General features: G+C 72.7%; 16 protein-coding genes. 10 read left to right on the plus strand and 6 right to left on the minus strand.

Annotation, left to right across the window (positions count from 1 at the left end; all coding sequences use genetic code 11):
• Positions 1-25: 25 nt before the first annotated feature.
• Positions 26-1,357: a DUF6716 putative glycosyltransferase gene (locus tag AOK03_RS28855; protein WP_055568298.1), complete on the minus strand. Its 1,332-nt coding sequence runs from the start codon at positions 1,355-1,357 to the stop codon at positions 26-28.
• Between the two features lie 198 nt (positions 1,358-1,555).
• Between AOK03_RS28855 and AOK03_RS28860 the strand changes: the two genes are divergently transcribed.
• The 3 genes from AOK03_RS28860 to AOK03_RS28870 are packed head-to-tail and all read left to right on the plus strand — an operon-like array spanning position 1,556 to position 5,033.
• Positions 1,556-2,533 carry a glycosyltransferase family 2 protein gene (locus AOK03_RS28860; RefSeq protein WP_055568299.1) on the plus strand — a complete coding sequence of 326 codons (978 nt, stop codon included), beginning with the start codon at positions 1,556-1,558 and terminating at the stop codon, positions 2,531-2,533.
• Entirely contained in the window at positions 2,533-3,882 is a 1,350-nt protein-coding gene (locus AOK03_RS28865) for a polysialyltransferase family glycosyltransferase (RefSeq protein WP_055568300.1), read from the plus strand. The genes AOK03_RS28860 and AOK03_RS28865 overlap by 1 nt, the downstream gene beginning before the upstream one ends.
• Complete coding sequence (locus AOK03_RS28870; RefSeq protein ID WP_055568301.1) at positions 3,879-5,033, plus strand: acyltransferase family protein; 1,155 nt, start codon at positions 3,879-3,881, stop codon at positions 5,031-5,033. Before AOK03_RS28865 ends, AOK03_RS28870 begins: the two co-directional genes overlap by 4 nt.
• Here AOK03_RS28870 and AOK03_RS28875 read toward each other — a convergent pair.
• The gene (locus tag AOK03_RS28875) at positions 5,005-5,673 is read right to left on the minus strand and encodes a TetR/AcrR family transcriptional regulator C-terminal domain-containing protein (RefSeq protein ID WP_079075018.1); all 669 of its coding nucleotides are present in this window, start codon (positions 5,671-5,673) and stop codon (positions 5,005-5,007) included. The two genes, AOK03_RS28870 and AOK03_RS28875, sit on opposite strands and share 29 nt — an antisense overlap.
• Positions 5,674-5,702: 29 nt before the next feature.
• Between AOK03_RS28875 and AOK03_RS28880 the strand changes: the two genes are divergently transcribed.
• Positions 5,703-7,181 (plus strand): FAD-dependent monooxygenase, encoded by a 1,479-nt coding sequence (locus AOK03_RS28880; protein ID WP_055568303.1) that lies wholly within the window; start codon positions 5,703-5,705, stop codon positions 7,179-7,181.
• Between the two features lie 45 nt (positions 7,182-7,226).
• Positions 7,227-7,694, plus strand: coding sequence for a MarR family winged helix-turn-helix transcriptional regulator (locus AOK03_RS28885; protein WP_055568304.1), 468 nt, complete (start codon positions 7,227-7,229; stop codon positions 7,692-7,694).
• A gap of 16 nt (positions 7,695-7,710) precedes the next feature.
• Here AOK03_RS28885 and AOK03_RS28890 read toward each other — a convergent pair whose 3' ends face one another.
• Positions 7,711-8,616, minus strand: coding sequence for an NAD(P)-dependent oxidoreductase (locus AOK03_RS28890; protein ID WP_055568305.1), 906 nt, complete (start codon positions 8,614-8,616; stop codon positions 7,711-7,713).
• Between the two features lie 48 nt (positions 8,617-8,664).
• Here AOK03_RS28890 and AOK03_RS28895 point away from each other — a divergent pair, with 48 nt between their 5' ends.
• Positions 8,665-9,066, plus strand: a complete 402-nt coding sequence (locus AOK03_RS28895; protein ID WP_055568313.1) for a MerR family transcriptional regulator — start codon at positions 8,665-8,667, stop codon at positions 9,064-9,066.
• On the opposite strand, the gene leuE is transcribed toward AOK03_RS28895, so the two are convergent.
• Positions 9,053-9,709 carry a leucine efflux protein LeuE gene (gene leuE, locus AOK03_RS28900; protein ID WP_055568306.1) on the minus strand — a complete coding sequence of 219 codons (657 nt, stop codon included), beginning with the start codon at positions 9,707-9,709 and terminating at the stop codon, positions 9,053-9,055. The genes AOK03_RS28895 and leuE overlap by 14 nt on opposite strands.
• Positions 9,710-9,874: 165 nt before the next feature.
• Here leuE and AOK03_RS28905 point away from each other — a divergent pair, with 165 nt between their 5' ends.
• The 3 genes from AOK03_RS28905 to AOK03_RS28915 are packed head-to-tail and all read left to right on the plus strand — an operon-like array spanning position 9,875 to position 15,042.
• Positions 9,875-11,074: a tetratricopeptide repeat protein gene (locus AOK03_RS28905; protein WP_157869108.1), complete on the plus strand. Its 1,200-nt coding sequence runs from the start codon at positions 9,875-9,877 to the stop codon at positions 11,072-11,074.
• Positions 11,064-14,522 carry a CHAT domain-containing protein gene (locus tag AOK03_RS28910; RefSeq protein WP_157869109.1) on the plus strand — a complete coding sequence of 1,153 codons (3,459 nt, stop codon included), beginning with the start codon at positions 11,064-11,066 and terminating at the stop codon, positions 14,520-14,522. The genes AOK03_RS28905 and AOK03_RS28910 overlap by 11 nt, the downstream gene beginning before the upstream one ends.
• Before the next feature lie 34 nt (positions 14,523-14,556).
• Entirely contained in the window at positions 14,557-15,042 is a 486-nt protein-coding gene (locus AOK03_RS28915; RefSeq protein ID WP_055568309.1) for a hypothetical protein, read from the plus strand.
• Between the two features lie 16 nt (positions 15,043-15,058).
• Here the strand turns inward: AOK03_RS28915 and AOK03_RS28920 are convergent, their stop codons facing one another.
• The gene (locus AOK03_RS28920; protein ID WP_055568310.1) at positions 15,059-16,639 is read right to left on the minus strand and encodes an acyl-CoA mutase large subunit family protein; all 1,581 of its coding nucleotides are present in this window, start codon (positions 16,637-16,639) and stop codon (positions 15,059-15,061) included.
• 99 nt (positions 16,640-16,738) lie between these two features.
• Here AOK03_RS28920 and AOK03_RS28925 point away from each other — a divergent pair, with 99 nt between their 5' ends.
• Positions 16,739-17,602 carry a L,D-transpeptidase family protein gene (locus AOK03_RS28925; RefSeq protein WP_055568311.1) on the plus strand — a complete coding sequence of 288 codons (864 nt, stop codon included), beginning with the start codon at positions 16,739-16,741 and terminating at the stop codon, positions 17,600-17,602.
• Between the two features lie 229 nt (positions 17,603-17,831).
• On the opposite strand, the gene AOK03_RS28930 is transcribed toward AOK03_RS28925, so the two are convergent.
• The coding region (locus tag AOK03_RS28930) for a hypothetical protein (RefSeq protein WP_157869110.1) at positions 17,832-18,660 on the minus strand (829 nt) is incomplete at its 5' end.

Raw genomic sequence — 18,660 nt, forward strand, 5'->3', positions numbered from 1 at the left:
GGGTGGGGGCGCTCGGCGCGGGGGCTCACAGCTCGCCCATCCGCCGGATGACGGGGGCCACGCGCTGCACTCCGTGGCGGTAGGCGCCACGCGCCGCGCGGCGCACGATCTGCCGTACGGGCCCCGGGTCCTTGTCGGCCGTGGGGGCGCCCGGCAGCGGTGCGCCGTCGGGGCCGAGGTGGTGGCGGGCGAGGATGCCGGGCAGATAGCCGCCTGCCGTGGTGGGGCTGTAGTACGGCGCGATGGGCGGGAGTCCGCCCGCGGCCGCGGCGTCCAGCAGGTCGGCGACCCGCTCGCGCGCCGTGTCGAAGGCGTTCTCGTACGCCCCGTCGGCGGCGACGCCCTGCCGTGCCAGCCACCGCTCGTCGGGCACGGGCAGGTGGCCCGCGTCCAGCTGGTCCCAGGAGGCGAGGCATCCGGAGCCGGTGAAGTGGTGGTTGCCGAGCGCCTCGCGCACCCCGAGGTCGGTGAGGACGGCGGTGGGGATGCGGCGGTGCAGGGATTCGAGCGCGGCCGTGGAGCTGACGGTGACCAGGAGGTCGGTACGGTCCAGGACCTCGCCCATGTGCCCGTAGACGAGGCGGCAGTTGGCGGGCAGTCCGCCGTCGAGCCGCTGCGCCAGCTTCTGGTAGGGCAGCTCCTCGATGTGCGTGGTGTGCTCGCCGGGCTTGCTGCGCAGCTTGAGCAGGACGTCGCGGTCGGGGTGCAGCCGGGCGTGCTCGGCGAGGCGGCGCAGCAGGTAGGTGCGGTGTGCGCCGGTGTCGGGGACGGAGGGCTGGGCGGCGAAGACGACGGTGTAGGGGTCGTGCTTCTCGTAGGGGGCGCCGCCGAGGAACGGCAGCGCGGCCTCCGTCACCGATGACGCGTCGGCGCCCACTCCTTCGTACACCGCGCGGAAGCGCTCGGCGTCCTGGCGGGAGTTGGCGAGGACGACGTCCGCACCGTGCCGCAGGAGGAGGCCGTCGGCGAGCTTCTCGTAGACGACGCCGACGTAGCCGGTGACGACGACGGAGCGGCGCGCCGGGCCGCCCTTGAGGCGGGCGTCCTGCGTGACGCGGGCCAGTCCGTGCAGCACCGCCTGGACCGCCCCGCCCACCAGGGCGAGCACGATCACGTCGGGTGCGTCCCGCTCCATCTCGCGCAGGAACTCGACGGCGGTGACCTCGCGCAGCGAATCCGCGCGCACGCCCACCTCTTCGAGCTGCCGGGGAGTGGGGGTGGCCCGGCCGCGGAGCAGGAAGCCGCTGAGCCGACTGTCCGATACGATGCGGTTCGCGGTGAGAGCGCCCCATTTCCATCGCGTATCGGAGTCGGCGAGCACGGCGACCCGCAGCGGGTTTCGATGACTTCCTTGCACGTCCCAGACGCTAGGAAGGCATTTCGATTCGCGGCCCAACTCAGGTGCAACAAACGGTTAACAGCATGCCGACGAATGGCGAATCAGCTCGGGAAATGCCTTCTCGGCGGCCCGGTTAACCATTCCGCCACGCGTCGTTCACCTGGCATACCGCTGCGGGTCGACACGAATGACGGGCCGACACCTAACGTCACCCTCGTGGTTAAGCTCTCCGTCATCGTGCCGTTCTACAACGTGCAGCAATACGCGCCCGACACCTTGAGGAGTCTGCGTGCGAACGCACGTGACGACTTCGAATTCATTCTCGTCGACGACTGCTCGCGCGACGAGACTCCGGACATTCTGGAGCGTGCGGCGCGCGAGCTGCCCGGCGCCGTCCACCTCAGACATGAGACGAACGGCGGCCTCGCGACCGCCCGCAACACGGGCCTCGACGCGGCGCGCGGCGAGTACCTCACCTTCCTGGACGGTGACGACTGGCTCGCGCCCGGCTACTTCTCCCGACTGGTCTCGGCCATCGAGGAGTTGGGCTGCGACTTCGTGCGCACCGACCATGTGCAGTGCACCGCGCGGGCCCGCACCGTGCACCGTGTCCCGCACGGCAGGCGCGGCGTCGTGATGAACCCGCGCGAGGTGATCCTGCCCGCCGACCGCTCGACCTCCGTCGACTACGCGTACGCCTGGGCGGGCATCTACCACCGCCGGCTCGCCGACGCGGGGCTGCTGCACTTCACCGACGGTCTGCGCACCGCCGAGGACCGGCCCTGGATCTGGCGGCTGCACCGCGAGGCGGAATCCTTCGCCGCGGTCGGCCTTCTCGGGGTGTTCTACCGGCGCGGCGTCGCCTCCTCACTGACGCAGATCGGTGACGTGCGCCAGCTCGATTTCATCAAGGCATTCGACCAGGTCGTACAGGAAACGGCGGCGGACCGGGACGCGGACGAACTCCTGCCGAAGGCCGTGCGCACCTATTGTGCGATCATCTCCCACCATTTGGGATCCATCGAAAGGTTCGAGCCACCCGTGGCGCGGAAATTGAAGTCAATGAGTGCGGCCGCGCTGAAGCGGATGCCGCAGGGCGTTCTCGACGACGCGCTCGACTCCATGGACGTCCAGCGGGCGACCCGCCTTCGCAGGCTGCGCAGGCGTCCGGTGTCGGCGGAGGTGGCCGCGTAATGGCGACGACGCAGATCTTCGTCGCGTCCACGCTGTACGGCGCCGCGACGCTCGCCGCCGCCCTGGACGCCGACCGCTTCGGCCCCGCCGACCGGCGCATCCTCCTGGTCAGCAACAACGCCGCGACCCCCGAGACGACGACGCCCCTCGACGAGATGCCGGGCTTCGGACGGTTGCGCGGCCGGTTCGACGAGGTGCGCTCCTGGAACGAGGCCATCTCCCCTTTCCACCCCGGCGGCTGGGCCCCGCGCGGCGACGACGTCGTGCTGTGGGAGCGCTACGTCCGGATGCTGTGGGACCTCGGTGACGACGACGTCGAGCTGGCCGTCGAGTCCATCCAGGTCAATCCCGCGCTGGCGCTCGCGCAGATCTTCACGGGCGTCCCCGTCGACGTCTACGCCGACGGCCTGATGAGCTACGGCCCCACCCGCAACAAGATCGACCCGCTGGTCGGCACGCGGGTGCGGCGCCTGCTCCACCTGGACCTGGTGCCGGGCCTCACCCCGCTGCTCCTCACCGAGTTCGGCGTGGAGCCGGAGGTCGTGCCGACCGACGCGTTCGTGAAGGTGCTGGCCGAACTCGGCGAGGAGGAGACCGAGTTGCCGGACGTCGAGGCGCCCGCCCTCGTCCTCGGCCAGTACCTCTCCGCGCTCTCCATCCTCACCCCCGAGGAAGAGGAGGAGCTGCACATCAGCATGGTGCGCGGCGCCGCCGCCCTCGGCCACACGCACGTGGTGTTCAAGCCCCACCCCACGGCGCCGGCCCGCTGGTCGCGCGCCCTGGAGAAGGAGGCGGGGGCGATCGGCGTCGAGCTGACCGTGCTCGACACCCCGGTGCTCGCCGAGGTGCTCTACCAGCGGATGCGACCCGCGCTCGTCATCGGCTGCTTCTCCACGGCGCTGCTCACGGCGTCCGCGCTGTACGGCCTGCCCGCCGCCCGCACCGGCACGGACCTCCTTCTGGAGCGTCTCGCGCCCTACCAGAACAGCAATCGCGTCCCCGTCACGATCGTCGACGCGCTGCTGCCCGAGCTCACCGAGCGCGCGGCGGTCACGGCCCAGGAAGCGGGCCTCGGCACCGGCGAGCTGACGAACCTCCTCAAGGCCGTCGGCTTCGCGATGCAGCCACAGATCTACCCCCGGCTGCGCCCCGACGCCGAGCGCTATCTCGCGCGCCACCTGGACGCCACCACCTGGCGCTACTTCAAGCGGCGCCGCCTCACCGCGCTCGCGCTGCCCGGAGCCGTCCCCTCGCAGCTCGCCTTCATCCCGCGCAACGCGGCCGTCCGGCGCGTCGCCCGCCGCGCACGTTCCGTACAGCGCTCGCTCAAGCGGACCGCCCTCGGATGACCACTCCCGGACCCACGCTCCCGAAGGTCTCACCGGGCGCGGAACAGACCGACCATGCGATTCCGGCCCCCCGGCCCGCCCGCGGCAAGCCACGGTTGCGTGCCCTCGACGGGCTGCGGCTCGTCGCCGCGCTCATGGTCGCCGCCTACCACTACGGCGGGCGCGACGGCGAGATCGCCGAGGCCTGGGGCAGCTCGCCCAAGGTGCAGTTCCCGACGGCCGCCGAGTGGTTCGCGTACGGCTGCCTCGGCGTGCAGATCTTCTTCGTGATCAGCGGCTTCGTCATCTCCATGAGCGGCTGGGGCAGGCCCATGCGCTCCTTCTTCGCGTCCCGGGCCTCCCGTCTGCTGCCGTCCTACTGGGCGGCGATCGTGCTGGTGACGGCGGTCTTCGCGCTGCCCGCCGTCACGTACGCGGCGGTCTCGCCCAGCGACGCGCTGGTCAACCTGACCATGCTGCAGCAGCCGCTGGGCGTGGACCGGGTGCTCGGCGTGTGCTGGACGCTCTGGGCCGAACTGCGCTTCTACGCACTGTTCGCGCTGTGCGTGGTCATGCCGGGCGCGACCCGTGCGCGCGTGGTGCTGTTCTGCGCCGTGTGGACGCTGGCCGCGGCCGTGGCGGAGGCCGCGAACGAGCCGCTGCTCGACCTGGTCCTGATGCCGGAGTACGCCCCCTTCTTCATCGGCGGCATCGGCATCTATCTGATCCACCGCGACCGCCGCGACCTCACCGCGTGGGGCATCACGGGCGTGAGCTGGCTGATCGGGCAGCACTACGCGGTCGACCGGCTCTGGCACGCGCCGAACCCGGACTTCTTCTCCTACCGCACCTCGTTCGGGATCATCGCGGTGGTGACGGCGGGTTTCGCGGCCGTGCTCCTGATCGCGCTCGGTCACCTCGACTGGGCGAACTGGCGCTGGCTGACCGTGGCCGGGGCGCTGACGTACCCGTTCTACCTGGTGCACGAGCACCTGGGCTGGGTGACGGTGGAGACGCTGCACCAGCGCATGGGGCTGCCGTCCCACGCGACGTTCGGCCTGACGATCGTCGCCATGCTGTTCCTCGCGTGGCTCCTGAACCGGTACGTGGAGGAGCGGCTGACCCCCGTGATCCGCAACGGACTCAACCGGAAGCCGCGGGCCCAGGGGTAGCGAGCGTCGCGCCGATCCCCGCCACGACCGCGGCGAGTCCCGCCTCGAAGCCGCGGTCGTGCGCGCGGAACATCTCTTCGCCCGCGGCGGCGGCCAGCGGGTAATCGGCGAGGCGCTCGGCGCGCGCCGCGAGGTCGTAGCCGCCGTCCCCACTGCCGTGGCCCGCGCCCGAGGCCTGCTCCTCGATGACGTATCCGATCGTGTAGCTGTACGCGGTGAACCAGGCACGCGCGGCCGCCCCCGGCGCGAAGCCCGCCTCGGCGAGCACCCGCAGGTGGGCCTCCATCGGTGCCGCGTACGACAGGTCCGTGTAGTGCGTGCCGCTGAACACCTTCGCACCGTCGCGATGGCGCAGCAGATGCTCGCGCATGCCCCGCATCGCGGTGGTGAGCGCCACGCGCCAGTCGGCGTCCGGCGCGGACAGGAACTCCTCGCCCATCCGGCGCATCATCTCGGTCGCCATCTCGTCGAGCAGCGCCTGCTTGTCCTTGAAGTGCCAGTACAGGGCGGGTGCCTTCACGTCGAGGCGCTGGGCGATGGCGCGCAGCGTCAGCCCTTCGAGCCCCGTCTCGTTCAGCAGGTCGAGCGCGGTGCGCGCCACTCGGGTCCGGTCCAGCTTCGTCGTCGCCACCTTGACAATTTAACACCGTTAAGCGCATCCTCCGATGCATGGCACTTAACAACGTTAAGGAAACCGGTGTACTCATCGTGGGTGCGGGCCCCACCGGGCTGGCACTCGCCTGCGACCTGGCACGGCGCGACGTGCGCGCGGTCGTCGTCGAGCGGGCCGCCACCCTCTTCCCCGGCTCGCGCGGCAAGGGGCTGCAGCCCCGCACCCTGGAGGTCTTCGACGACCTGGGCGTCATCGACGCGGTCCTCGCGGCGGGCGGCCCCATCCCCGTCGGCATGGTGTGGCGGGACGGCCGACGGCAGGGCGAGCACCGGATGTTCGACACACCGGAGCCGACGGAGACCGCGCCGTACACCACGCCGTGGATGCTCCCCCAGTGGCGCACCCAGGAGATCCTCCTGGCCCGGCTGCGGGAGCTCGGCGGCGACGTCGCGTTCGGCACGGAGGTGACGGGCCTGACCCAGGACGCCGACGGGGTCACCGCCGAACTGTCGACGGGTGCGACGCTGCGCGCGGCGTACGCCGTGGCGGCGGACGGCGGCCGATCCACCCTGCGCCGGGAGCTGGGCATCACCATGTCCGGCGAGACCGTGGACCCGAACCCCGTCCTGGTGGCGGACGTCCGCATCCCGGCGCTCGACCGCGACCACTGGCACATGTTCCCGGCCGCCGAGGACGGCGGCCCGTACACGGCGATCTGCCCGCTGGCCGGCACCCGGGACTTCCAGCTGACGGCCCAGCTCCCCGCGGGGACGACGCCGGACCTCTCCCTGCAGGGCGTACGCGACCTCGTCGCCGCCCGTACGCACCTGGCCGCGGACGATGTCACCGAGGTCCGCTGGTCCTCGGACTTCCGGCCGCGCGCGGCGCTGGCGGACCGCTTCCGGGAGGGCCGGGTCCTGCTGGCCGGGGACGCGGCGCACGTCCACTCCCCGGCCGGCGGGCAGGGTCTCAACACCAGCGTCCAGGACGCCTACAACCTGGGCTGGAAGCTGGGCGCGGTGCTCCGGCACGGCGCGCCCGAGGCCCTCGTCGACACCTACGAGGAGGAGCGGCTGCCCAACGCCGCGCAGATGCTGGGCCTGTCCACCCGCATCCACCGCGGCGAGGCGCGCCGCGGAGCGGCCACGCGGCAGCTCGGCATCGGCTACCGCGACGGGTCACTGGCGGTGGACACCCGCGAGGACCTGCCGGAGCAGGAGTCGAAGCCGGAGTCGTCGCAGGCGCTGCGGGCGGGCGACCGGGCGCCGGACGGGCCGTACGGGCTGTCCGGCGAGGGGACCCTGTTCGACGCGTTCCGGGGCCCGCACTGGACGCTCCTCGCGGTGGGCACGGACACGGAACTGCCCCCGCTGGACGGCGAGTTGGTGCACACCCACGCCATCCCCGCGTACGAGCCGTACGGGAAGGGGCTCTTCCTGGTCCGCCCGGACGGGTACGTGGGGTGGGCGGGCACGGACGCGCGGGACGGCCTCACCGCTTACCTGGCACGGTGCGGCGCCCTCCGTACCCCTTGATCACCCCTTGACCTCAAGCCTCCTTGAGGTTTTACGTTCAAGCACATGACAGCTTTCGCGTACTCGCACAGCGACCAGGACCTCGTCGACCAGCCCATCGGCTACTGGAGTTCGGCAGCCGGTACGGCCGTCGTCCACCACATCCGCACGATGCTCGCCGAGCTGGGCCTCACCCAGCCCCAGTGGTGGGTCCTCAGCCAGCTGGTCCGGACACCGGAGGGGCGCCCCCGCGACGAGGTCGTATCCGTGCTCAAGGGATACCTGGAGGTCGGCGAGGGCGCCCTGGTGCACAACATCCACGCCCTGCGCGACCGCGGCCTCCTCACCGAGGACCCGGCGGGCCTCATCGCCCTCACCGACGAGGGCCGCGCCCTCCAGGCCCGCGTGGCCGAGCGCCAGAAGGCCGTCCGCGCCCAGATCCACGAGGGCATCACGGACGAGGACTACGTCCGCACGCTGAAGGTCCTCCAGCGGATGATCCACAACGTGGGGGGCGCGGCCTGGCACCACTGACGTCGGCCGCCGGACGTCAGCCGCCGGAGGGCTTGCCGAACTCCTCGATCAGGACGGGGTACTGCTCCGCGCCGTGCCCCGCCGCGATCGAACGGGCGGCCATCGCCTGGATCAGCTTCGGCAGTTCGGCGTTGACGCCAGCCGCCTCGCTCTCCTCGACCATGTGCGCCATGGCGCGCGCGTCGGTCTCCAGCGCCGACACCTCGGCGGGGAAGGAGCCGCGGTCGATCTGCTCGGCGTAGCCGGGCAGCCACTCGGCCACGCCCGCGGCGATCTGCCGCGCGAAGGGCGCGTACGTGGCGGCGTCGACGCCGACCGTCCTGAGCAGGGCGGTGCCCTGCAGCCAGGCGTTCAGGACGCTCCACATCATGGCCAGGCCCGCCACGTCGTAGAGGGCCGCCAGGCCGTGGTCCGCGCCGAGGTGGGTGACGGTGCCGAGCGCGGCGAGCACCGGCTCGTGCGCCGCGAAGTCCGGCGCGGGACCGCTGTGCAGGATCACCGCGTCGGCGGTGCCGATGGCCGACGGGATGGCCATGACGGCGCCGTCGAGATAGCGGGCGCCCAGCTTTGCGGCCCACTGCGCGGTCTCCCTGGCCTGGGCCGAATCGCCGGAGGTCAGGTTCACCAGCGTCGTGCCGCCGAGGTCGGCTCCGCTCGCGCCGAGCAGGTCCCGCACGGCGTCGTAGTCGGTGAGACAGACGACCGTCAGCGGGGCCGCCCGCAGCGCCTCGCCGAGGGTCGCCGCCCCTATGGCGCCTTCGGCCACCAGCCGGTCGGCCTTGGCAGCCGTGCGGTTCCACACGGTGGTGGGGTGCCCGGCTCTCAGGAAGGCACCGGCGAGGGCCTGCCCCATCAGTCCGAGTCCTATGACGGTCACGGGGGCGGCGTTCGCGGAATGCTTGATCACGGGTTCGTTGTTCATGCTGGCATCGTCAACGTTGATACCGGTATGAAGGTCAAGCGAGGTGCGATGCGGATCGGGGAACTGGCCCGTCTGACGGGTGTCAACGCCCACCAGTTGCGCTACTACGAGGCCCAGGGCCTGCTGGAGGCGGAGCGCGGCGCGAACGGGTACCGCGAGTACGGCGAGAGCGCCGTGCTGCGGGTGCGGCAGATCCGGCACCTGCTCGGCGCCGGACTGTCCTCCGAGGACATCGCGTACGTGCTGCCCTGCGCGGTCGGGGAGGTCCCGGAACTGCCCGGCTGCCCCGAGCTGCTGGCCGCGATGCGGTCACGGCTGCAGCGCCTCGACGACCAGATGGAGAAGATCGCCCGGTCCCGTGAGGCCCTCGCCGACTACATCGACGCGGCCGACCGGATGGGCGGCGACAGCTACCCGCCCCTCACCCGGGCCGTCGTCACACGCTGGTGATCGACAGCTTCACCGCGAACCCGAGGAACAGCGCGCCCGCCGCCGAGGTGGCCCCGGCCGAGAGCCGCTTGCGGCGACGGAAGGCGGCCGCGAGCCTGGTGCCGCTGAAGATCAGGACCGTCAGATAGAGGACGCTGGCCAGCTGGGCCAGGGCGCCGAGCACGACGAACGACAGCGCGGGATAGGCGTAGCCGGGATCGACGAACTGCACGAAGAAGGCGATGAAGAACAGGATCGCCTTCGGATTGAGCAGGCTGATCACCAGCGCCCTGCGGAACGGCCGCTCCCCCGCCGCCTCCCGGTCCCCCTGCCCGGCGCTCTCCGCGCCCTGCTCCCGCCGCGCCCGCCACATGCTCCACGCCGCCCGCATCATGCCGATCGCGAGCCAGGTCAGATAGCCGGCCCCGGCGTACTTGACGATCCCGAAGAGCAGCGCGTTGGCCTGCAACAACGAGGCCACACCGGCCGCCGACAGCGTCATCAGCACGGTGTCGCCGCACCAGACGCCCGCGGCGGCCGTATAGCCGGTGCGTATGCCGCGACGCGCGGCGACGGAGAGCACGTACAGCGAGTTCGGCCCCGGCAGCAGAATGATCAGGGCGAGGCCCACGAGATAGGTCGGAAGATCGGTGACACCCAGCATGGCCGGAGTGTCGCACGCGTGTACGACATGGGGGCATCCGTGTCCGCTGGGCGGACACGGGAGGAGGAATCCGGCTCGATGCCCCCTTGTGCCGGGCGGCCGCTGTCCGGATCATCCTCACCACGGACGTAGACGCGGACGTACACGCGGTGTCACGGGGGTGTCATGGCACAGGCTCGGCCGGCATGGGACGTGCCGTTCGCGCGCGAGTCGCTGCGCCACGAATCCGTGCTGCTCCTGTCCGCCCTCGACGCCGGGATGACGGACCGGGTCCGCGCCCTGGACACGCTGCAGGAGCTCACCGAGCGCAGGCCCGAGGACAGGCATGTGCTCGGCATCGCCCATCTGCACTGCGGCATGCCCTTCTCGGCCGTGCTCGTGCTGGAGCAGGCCCTCATGGAGCGGCCCGCGCACGTGCCGCTGCAGGTCGACCTGGCGACGGCGGAGTACCGCGCCGAACGGCCCGAGTCGGCCCTCGCCACCCTGACCGAGGCCGCCCTCGCCCTGGAGGAGCACGGGGTGAGCGGCGTCTACCGGAACTGGCACCGCGCGATCCGGGAACGGCGGGACCTGCTGACGGAACAGATCGGACGGACCGCGCTGGAGCGCGAATTCCTGGTGCTCAGGGCAGCCGCCTGGGCCGAGGTGCCGTACGAGACACGCCCCACGGAGACGGCACTGCTGCACGCACAGACGCTGTGCGCCCTGGGGGAACTGGACGACTGCGTGACGCCCTTCGACGAGGCGGTCCAAGTGCTGCTGCGCGCGCTCGAACGGCAGGTCAGCGTCCGGGCGCTGGAGATGCTGGCGCAGGTCGCGATCGCCGCGCACCCGCCGGAGGCCCGGCAGGCGGCGATGACCGTGCTGCGGGCCGAGCACCCGGACTCCGCGGTGCTCAGGACCGTGCGGGAGGAGTCCGTGGAGGAGCGCGTGTTACGGACGCGCGAGGCACGGGCCGAGGCGCAGTACCTGCAGGAGGAGATGTACGACACCAACGACCCGGAAGCCGGGTACCGCGCCGCCCTCCGACTGCACCGGCGCGCCCAGGCAGCCCCCTACCCGGCGCCGTACCTGGCCGCCTGGCTCGTCCTCAACCTGGGCGCGGACCGCGACGAGTCCGCCGCCGCGCTGTCCGACCGGGCCCTGGAGGATCCAGGGGTGTCCCCGAACGAGCACCTGTGGATCGCCGAGGCCGCGGCGGAGGTCGGGAGGTGGCCCCTCGCCCGCAGGCACGCCGAGCGCTGCGCCGGTCTGACCTCCGACCCCGAGGAGGCGGCGCGGGCCCGGACGCTGCTGCAACGCGGCGGCGCCGGGCACGAGCGTGGCCGGACCGGGGGCGGGGACGGAGGCGGACATGCTCGATGAGCACAGTGCGTCCCTGACCATGCGGCTGCTGGTGGCGGCCACCTTCGACGAGGCGATGGCGCTCATCGACGCCATCCCGGCGGACAGCCGGGCCCCGGCCGCCGAGCTGATCCGCGGTCTCACGGAGACCGCCGGTGAGTCGAGCCCCGCCGCGGTGGAGCTCCACCACTTCCTCGCCCGCCTCTGCCTCACCGAGGAGATGGAGCAGGGCGAGCGGAGCGGGGCGGGCACCACCGCTCCTTCCACGGAGTCCGCCTCGCCCCCGGAGGCCGCCCCGGCCGACTTCGCCGCGCTGCTCGCCCTGGCCGCTCCCGCTCCCGACCTGCTCGCCGCCCGCCGGATCCTGCTCCGGCACGGCGCCCTCCTGCCCGAACAGCCCGTGCGCACCGCCCTGCCCCTGCTGCGGAAGCTGCGGCTGCCACCGGACGACCAGGACCGCGTCGTCGGCGCACTGACGGCGGTGAGCGCGGACGTGCCCGACCGGATCACGGGCCACATCCACTGGGCGGAAGCCATGGTGCGGCAGCAGCGGCGGCGACGTGCCCGGTTCCACGCCGCACGCGCCGTGGCCCTCCAGGAGGTGGCGGGCGACACCGGTTCCCTGATCTTCGCCTACCTGACCCTCGCCATCACCCTGGTCGAACTGAACGACCGCACGGGGGCCCGGCACGCCCTCCTCCGCGGCCTGCGGGCGGGCCGCACGGCGGGCTCGCCGCCCGCGGAACTCTCTTACGCGCACAGCCAGTTGGCGCACCTGCTGATCATCCAGGAGATGCGGTACCAGGACGGCCTCGAACACCTCGACGCCGTCGACGCCCTCACCGCGGAGGGCGCCCCGCCGCCCCTGCCCGAAGAGACGCTCCTGGAAATGCGGGGACGTGCCTTGGAGGGAGTGGGGGCGTACGGCGCGGCGGCGCGTACGTACCGGCGGATCCTGTGGGAAGCAGAGCCCCATGCCCGCGAGACGCGTGAGCAGGCGACCTACTTCATGGCCCGCTCCATCGGCGCGAGCGGACGGCTGCGCGAGGCCGTCCGGCTGCTGATGGCCCAGGCCGACGCGACGGAGACCGAGGGCGAGACGCCCATGCCGCAGATCCGGCACCAGATCGCGGAGTACTTCGTCCTGGAGAACGCACCGCACCGCCGCAGGCCCGCCGCCCACATGCTGCTGCTGAGCCTGATGGGGGCCGCCGGCCGGAAGACGTGGGTCAGGGCGGGCGAGGTGTTCCTGACCCTCGGGGACCTGGCACGGAACAACGACTGCCCCGAAGAGGCCGCGCTCTACTACCGCGAGGCCATCGTCCTGTCGACCGGCCTGCCCGGCGACGGGGAGACGGAGCCGGGCGAGGCGCACCAGGTCCCGGTGACCGATCGTATGTTGGGATTCCATCCGGACCGCTCGGCCGAGAACCGCCGGGAGTTGTCGGAGGTCCTCACCTTCATCTGCGAACAGGTCCGCAAGGCGATCGGGGCGACGGGCCAGCTCGACGTCCCCATGACCCGGATCCGCCTGCTCGCCCTGGAACGGCTGGCCCGGGTCGCGCCGACGGAAGAGGCGCGGGCCGACCACACCCGCGAGCTCCTCGAACGCTACGCACGCGCCCTCGCGGACGACGAGTGGTTCATCGTCCGCGACCTGTACGGGCCGGTCGCCGAACTCCTGACCGGGCGGCGCGGCCCCGCGGCCGCCGAGCGGCACCTGCGCGCCACGCTGGCCGCGGCCGAGCGGCACGACCGGGACGTCGACACGACGGGGATCCGGCTGGCCCTCGCCCGCACGCTCACGGCCCCGGTCCCCGGGCCGGACTCGGACTCGGGCTCGGACCCGCTTGCCGCCGAGGCGCGGCGGGAGGCGTTCGACCAGCTGTGGCACTGCCGTCGGCTCCTGCTCGCGCAGCGCGCGGGCGACCACGACGCGCACTCCACGCAGGAGTGGGCCGGTCAAGCGCTGCCCGTGTACGAGGAGTTGCTCACCCTGCTCCTCGGTGCGCACGGCGAGGAGGACTTCGGCGGGCCCCGCGGCGACGAGGCGCAGCGGCTCGCCTTCGACCTGCACGAGGAGGTCAAGTCCCGCGGCATCGTGGAGGACCTGTCGCGGCTGCCGCTCCCCCGCCCGGCGGGCGCCGACCCCCGGCTCGCCGAGGACGAGGAACGGCTGCTGCCGAGCATCCGCAGGATGCTGCGCGAGGCCGACCGGCCGGGAGCCGCCGACCCGCACCGTCAGCGCGTCCTCTCCAACCTCCGCAAGGACCTGGCCGAGAAGGCGGCCGCCCTGGGCAGGTCCTCGCCGGACCACGCACGCCTCCGCCGGTTCCGCGGCGTCACCGCGGACACCGCCCACCGGCTCGTCCAACGCCACGCCCCCGCGGAAGGCCTGGTCCTCGCCTCGTACTTCATCGGCGAACGCCACAGCTTCTGCTTCGTGATCGCTTCGGGCGACGGGCGGCTGCGGACCCATCGGCTGTCCGTCACCCGCGCGGGCCTGCACGCCGCGGCCGACTCGATCCGGCGCACCGTGGACGGCGACCCGGACGCCTTCCCGCCCCGCCCGAAGATCCATCCGCGGCGCCCCGCCCCGCTTCCGCTCGACGAGTTGTCCGGGCAACTCCTGCCGTTCCACGACCTGTTGGCGGGGCGCGAACTCCTGTGCATCGCTCCGCACGGACCGCTCGCCGTGCTGCCGCTGCACGCCCTGCGCCTCCCCGACGGCGCGTACGTCGCCGAGCGCGCCGCGCTCGTCTACACGCCGAGCGTGTCCGCCCTGGAGTACCTGCTCCTGCACGAACCCGCCCCGCCGGGGCGCGTGCTGCGCGTGGACGTCGCCTCCCTGGAGGACCTGGCCGCCACCGATGTCGCCCAGGGCTTCGACGACACCGTACCGCCCGGCCCCGCGGGCCCCGGCCACACGGATCTGACCGGCACCGCGGCCACCCCGGAGACCGTGCTTGCGGCGCTGGCCGAGCACGACCTGGCGTACATCGCCTGCCACGGCCACTCGGGGGACGGCGAGCCCGGCGACGCCGCGCTGATCCTGACGGACGGCCACGCGCACGCCAGCATGCACGCGAGCCCCGCGACCCCCGAGGCCCTGCCGTTCCTGCTACGCGCCCGCGACATCGGGACCACCTTCGGCACTCCGAAGACAGTGGTCCTGCGGGCCTGCTCGGCCGGATGGCACGATCCCGCGCACCTCGGCGAGGACTTCACGGGCCTGACCCAGGCGCTCTTCCGCGAGGGCACACGCACCGTCGTCGCCCCCATCTGGCGGGTGAACCAGCACAGTTCGGCGGAGCTGCTCGACGGGATCGCACGGGACCGCATGGCGGGCGAGCCGCTCTGGAAGGCGCTGTGGCGGGCCCAGCGACGGCTGATGACCGACGGCGAACGCCCGTGGCTCGCGCACCCCTACCACTGGGCGGGCTTCGTCCCGCTCGGCGACTGGCGCTGAGACCGACCGACCACGAACACAGGAGACACCACCCATGACCACCGCCGACCTCGCCCGACTCCCGGACCGCACGGTCGTCCTCGCCCTGGAGGAGGTCGCCCACGCGCTGACCGCCACGGCGCCGCTCCCCGTGTCCGGCCCGGGGGAAGCGCTGGGGGTGCTCGACGCCCTGTTCACGGCCGCCGGGGTGGACGCACCGGCGTTCGACTCGGCGGGCCCCGGCGCCGCCCGCGCCGTCCTGGCCCGCCTCGCCGTCGACGAGGACAGCGCCCCGCTGGCCGCTCCCGTCCTCGCCGACCCGCCCGCCGACGACCAGATGAGCATCGTGGAGTCGGCGGACCAGATCGTGGTCATCGGGGCGGTCCTCGCCTGGCTCCGGCTCAAGGTCGACTTCCGGTTCCACCGCAAGGACGGGGCCAACGAAGTCGAGTTCGAGCTGTCCCAGAAGCCGCCGACAGCGGGCTATCTGCAGGAACTCGCCCAGATCGTGCGGGACTTCTTCCAGCCGCCGCAGGTCTGACCAGGAACCAGGCCCCTCAGAACGCATCCGTGGGCACGTACGCCCCCCACACCTCCCGCAGCGCGTCGCACACCTCGCCCACGGTGGCGTGGGCCCGCAGGGCCTCCTTCATCGGGGGGAGGACGTTCGACGTCCCCTTCGCCGCCTCCTGGAGCGCGGCGAGTGCGGTGGCCACCGCCGGAGCGTCCCGGTCCGCGCGGAGGCGGGCGAGGCGGGCGGCCTGCTGGGCCTCGATCGCCGGGTCGACGCGCAGCGGCTCGTACGGTTCCTCCTCGTCGAGCCGGAAGCGGTTGACGCCGACGACCACGCGGTCGCCGCTGTCCGTCTCCTGCGCGATGCGGTAGGCGTTGCGCTCGATCTCGCCCTTCTGGAAGCCCTGCTCGATGGCGTGCACGGCGCCGCCGAGGTCCTCGACACGCCGCATCAGGTCGAGCGCCGCCCCCTCCACGTCGTCGGTCATCCGCTCCACGACGTACGAACCGGCGAAGGGGTCCACCGTCGCCGTCACGTCCGTCTCGTACGCGAGGACCTGCTGGGTGCGCAGGGCGAGGCGGGCCGACTTGTCGGTGGGGAGCGCGATGGCCTCGTCGAAGGAGTTGGTGTGCAGGGACTGGGTGCCGCCGAGGACCGCGCCGAGCCCCTGGACGGCGACCCGGACGAGGTTCACCTCGGGCTGCTGGGCGGTCAGCTGGACGCCCGCGGTCTGCGTGTGGAAGCGCAGCATCAGGGACTTGGGATTCTTCGCGCCGAATTCCTCGCGCATGACACGGGCCCAGATGCGCCTGGCGGCACGGAACTTGGCGACCTCCTCCAGGATCGTCGTACGCGCCACGAAGAAGAAGGACAGGCGCGGCGCGAAGTCGTCCACGTCCATGCCGGCCGCGACCGCCGTACGGACGTACTCGATGCCGTCGGCCAGGGTGAAGGCGATCTCCTGCGCGGGCGAGGCGCCCGCCTCCGCCATGTGGTAGCCGGAGATCGAGATGGTGTTCCACTTCGGCAGCTCGGCCCTGCAGTACCGGAAGGTGTCCGCGACCAGGCGCAGCGACGGCTGCGGCGGGAAGATGTACGTGCCGCGCGCGATGTACTCCTTGAGCACGTCGTTCTGGATCGTGCCGGTCAGCCGGTCAGCCGCGACCCCCTGCTCCTCGGCGACCAGTTGGTAGAGGAGGAGCAGCAGCGCGGCCGGGGCGTTGATCGTCATCGACGTGGAGACCTTGTCCAGCGGGATTCCGCCGAACAGGACCCGCATGTCGTCGATCGAGTCGACGGCGACGCCGACCTTGCCGACCTCGCCGCTCGCGATCGGCGCGTCGGAGTCGTGCCCCATCTGGGTCGGCAGGTCGAAGGCGACGGACAGGCCGGTGGTGCCGTGTTCGATGAGCTGCCGGTAGCGGGCGTTGGACTCGGCGGCGGTGCCGAAGCCCGCGTACTGGCGCATGGTCCAGGGGCGGCCGGTGTACATCGTGGGGTAGACGCCGCGCGTGAAGGGGTACGCGCCGGGGGCGCCGAGCTGCTCCGCCGGGTCCCAGCCCGCCAGGTCGTCGGGGCCGTACACGGGCTCGATGGGCAGTCCTGATTCCGACTCGTGTGTCATGCGTCCAGCTTGCGCCCGCGTCCGGGACGCGTCACTCTCGGCAATCCGGGAAACACTTCCAGAGGTGTTGTCGGTGTTGTCCACGAACACGGGGGCGTGATGGGCAAGGGCGCGATATCCGCGGGGACCGTGGCGGTGCTGGTGCTGCTGGCGGGCTGCAAGGCCGTCGCGGTCGACACGGACGGCGGGCGGCCGAGTGGGGACGGGCCGGGCGGCGGGGACGGCAAGCCCCGTGCGACGGTGACGGCGACGCGCTCGCCGACGGACACGCCGAGTACGCCGGATACGCCGGGCGGACCGGAGTCGACGCCCACGCCGCCGCCCGCCCCGGCGAAGGTCCTGATGGAGAAGGGCGACGAGGGCGGACAGGTGCGGGAGCTGCAGGCCAGGCTGCGGCAGATCGGCTGGTTCCTGGAGTACCCCACGGGGACGTACGGACCGGCCACCACGGGCGCGGTCGAGAACTTCCAGGGCAAGCGCGGCCTGCCCCGCACGGGGGCCACGGACACCGTCACCTGGCAGCGGCTGGTCGGCATGACGCGCGAGCCGACGCGGTTCGAGCTGTACGCGGGCGGCGGCATGCCGGCGGCCGCGCCGGACAAGCGCTGCCTGACCGGGCGGGTCCTGTGCATCGCCAAGAGCAGCCGCACCCTGACGTGGATGATCGACGGCAAGGCGGTGTCGACGATGGACGTGCGGTTCGGGTCGCAGTACACGCCGACCCGCGAGGGCACCTTCAGCGTCTACTGGAAGTCCCGGCACCACGTCTCGACGCTCTACGACACGCCCATGCCGTACGCGATGTTCTTCAGCGGCGGCCAGGCCGTGCACTTCTCGGCGGACTTCGCGGCCCGGGGATACGCGGGCGGGTCGCACGGCTGTGTGAACGTCAGGGACGAGAAGAAGATCGCGAGCCTGTTCGCGCAGGTGCGGAAGGGCGACCGCGTCGTCATCTACAAGTGACGTCCGCAGCCACCAGCGATGTGCGCCCCGCGATGCGGGGCCGGGAAAAGCGGCGTGGGCGGGATCGGGGGAACGTATCCCGCCCACGCCGGGGGCACGGAGCCGAAGGTACGGGGGGAACCCCCGGCTCGTGCGCGGGCCGATGACCAGTCGGCTCACTACTTACTGCGCCGCGCCCTCTGAAAACGTCACACCTTTGCGAGAGGGGCCGGTGGGGCGCCCTCCGCCGTCACGGAAAGACGGGCAGGGCGCTGCGGGAACCCGTGGGGGTCGGGCTCGGAGCGGTCGGCGGGGAGATGGGCGGCACGGGGGCGCCCCCGGTATCGCCGCCCGAGCCGCCGTCCTCCTCGCCGCCCGAGCCGTTGTCGCCGTCGTCGCCGTCCCCGTCGCCCCCGCCGTGGTCATTGCCGCCACCGCCACCGGCGCCGCCACCCCCGCCGGCGCCGCCGCCGAGGATCCGGCCGCAGAACTCCTCCACACGGGCCGGGCCCTTCGCGGCCTCCTCCAGGCGGCGGCGCTTCTCGCCCTGGAGCTCGCCGCTGCGGTAGGCGCGGCAGGCGACGACGACCTTGCGGTACCACCGCTTCGCCTCGTCGCCGCGGGGCGGCGTCCGCTCGCCGGTCGGCTGCTGGGGGACGCGGGTCTGCTCGTCGCCCGCCTCGGCTTCCGGCTGCGGGCTGCTCGCCGACTCCCGGGACGTCGGCTCGTCGTCGGGCGCCGTGGTCTCGTCCGGCGAGAGGTCCTCGGACGGCTCGTGCGTGCCCTCCGGCGGAGGGGCCGACGGCTCGTCCGGGGTGGCGTCGGCCGTCGCGGAGACCGCGGGGCCCGGAGTGCTGTGCTTGCCGAACGGCGAGGGCAGTACGCCCGTCCCCGCGGCCACCGCGACGCCGCCGATCATGCAGCCCGCGAGGGCCGCGGCGACGCCGAAGCGCACGGGTCTTCCCCAGCGGCTGGGCGGGCGGTTCCCCGCGCGCCCCAGCCGTACGGTCTCGCCCGCGGCGGCCTCGTGGGCCGGTGTCGCGTACGGCGCGGTCCTGGAGCTGCCGCCCCGCGCGGCC

The organism is Streptomyces atriruber (assembly GCF_001418325.1).
Taxonomy (GTDB): Bacteria; Actinomycetota; Actinomycetes; order Streptomycetales; family Streptomycetaceae; genus Streptomyces; species Streptomyces atriruber.

Excerpts from the sequence above, each read along its gene's own strand:
- AOK03_RS28890 (WP_055568305.1), bottom strand. The coding sequence starts at position 8,616 with ATGAACAACGAACCCGTGATCAAGCATTCCGCGAACGCCGCCCCCGTG.
- AOK03_RS28915 (WP_055568309.1), top strand. The coding sequence starts at position 14,557 with ATGACCACCGCCGACCTCGCCCGACTCCCGGACCGCACGGTCGTCCTC.
- AOK03_RS28925 (WP_055568311.1), top strand. The coding sequence starts at position 16,739 with ATGGGCAAGGGCGCGATATCCGCGGGGACCGTGGCGGTGCTGGTGCTG.
- AOK03_RS28880 (WP_055568303.1), top strand. The coding sequence starts at position 5,703 with ATGGCACTTAACAACGTTAAGGAAACCGGTGTACTCATCGTGGGTGCG.
- leuE (WP_055568306.1), bottom strand. The coding sequence starts at position 9,709 with ATGCTGGGTGTCACCGATCTTCCGACCTATCTCGTGGGCCTCGCCCTG.
- AOK03_RS28870 (WP_055568301.1), top strand. The coding sequence starts at position 3,879 with ATGACCACTCCCGGACCCACGCTCCCGAAGGTCTCACCGGGCGCGGAA.
- AOK03_RS28905 (WP_157869108.1), top strand. The coding sequence starts at position 9,875 with ATGGCACAGGCTCGGCCGGCATGGGACGTGCCGTTCGCGCGCGAGTCG.
- AOK03_RS28895 (WP_055568313.1), top strand. The coding sequence starts at position 8,665 with ATGCGGATCGGGGAACTGGCCCGTCTGACGGGTGTCAACGCCCACCAG.
- AOK03_RS28920 (WP_055568310.1), bottom strand. The coding sequence starts at position 16,639 with ATGACACACGAGTCGGAATCAGGACTGCCCATCGAGCCCGTGTACGGC.
- AOK03_RS28910 (WP_157869109.1), top strand. The coding sequence starts at position 11,064 with ATGCTCGATGAGCACAGTGCGTCCCTGACCATGCGGCTGCTGGTGGCG.
- AOK03_RS28865 (WP_055568300.1), top strand. The coding sequence starts at position 2,533 with ATGGCGACGACGCAGATCTTCGTCGCGTCCACGCTGTACGGCGCCGCG.
- AOK03_RS28885 (WP_055568304.1), top strand. The coding sequence starts at position 7,227 with ATGACAGCTTTCGCGTACTCGCACAGCGACCAGGACCTCGTCGACCAG.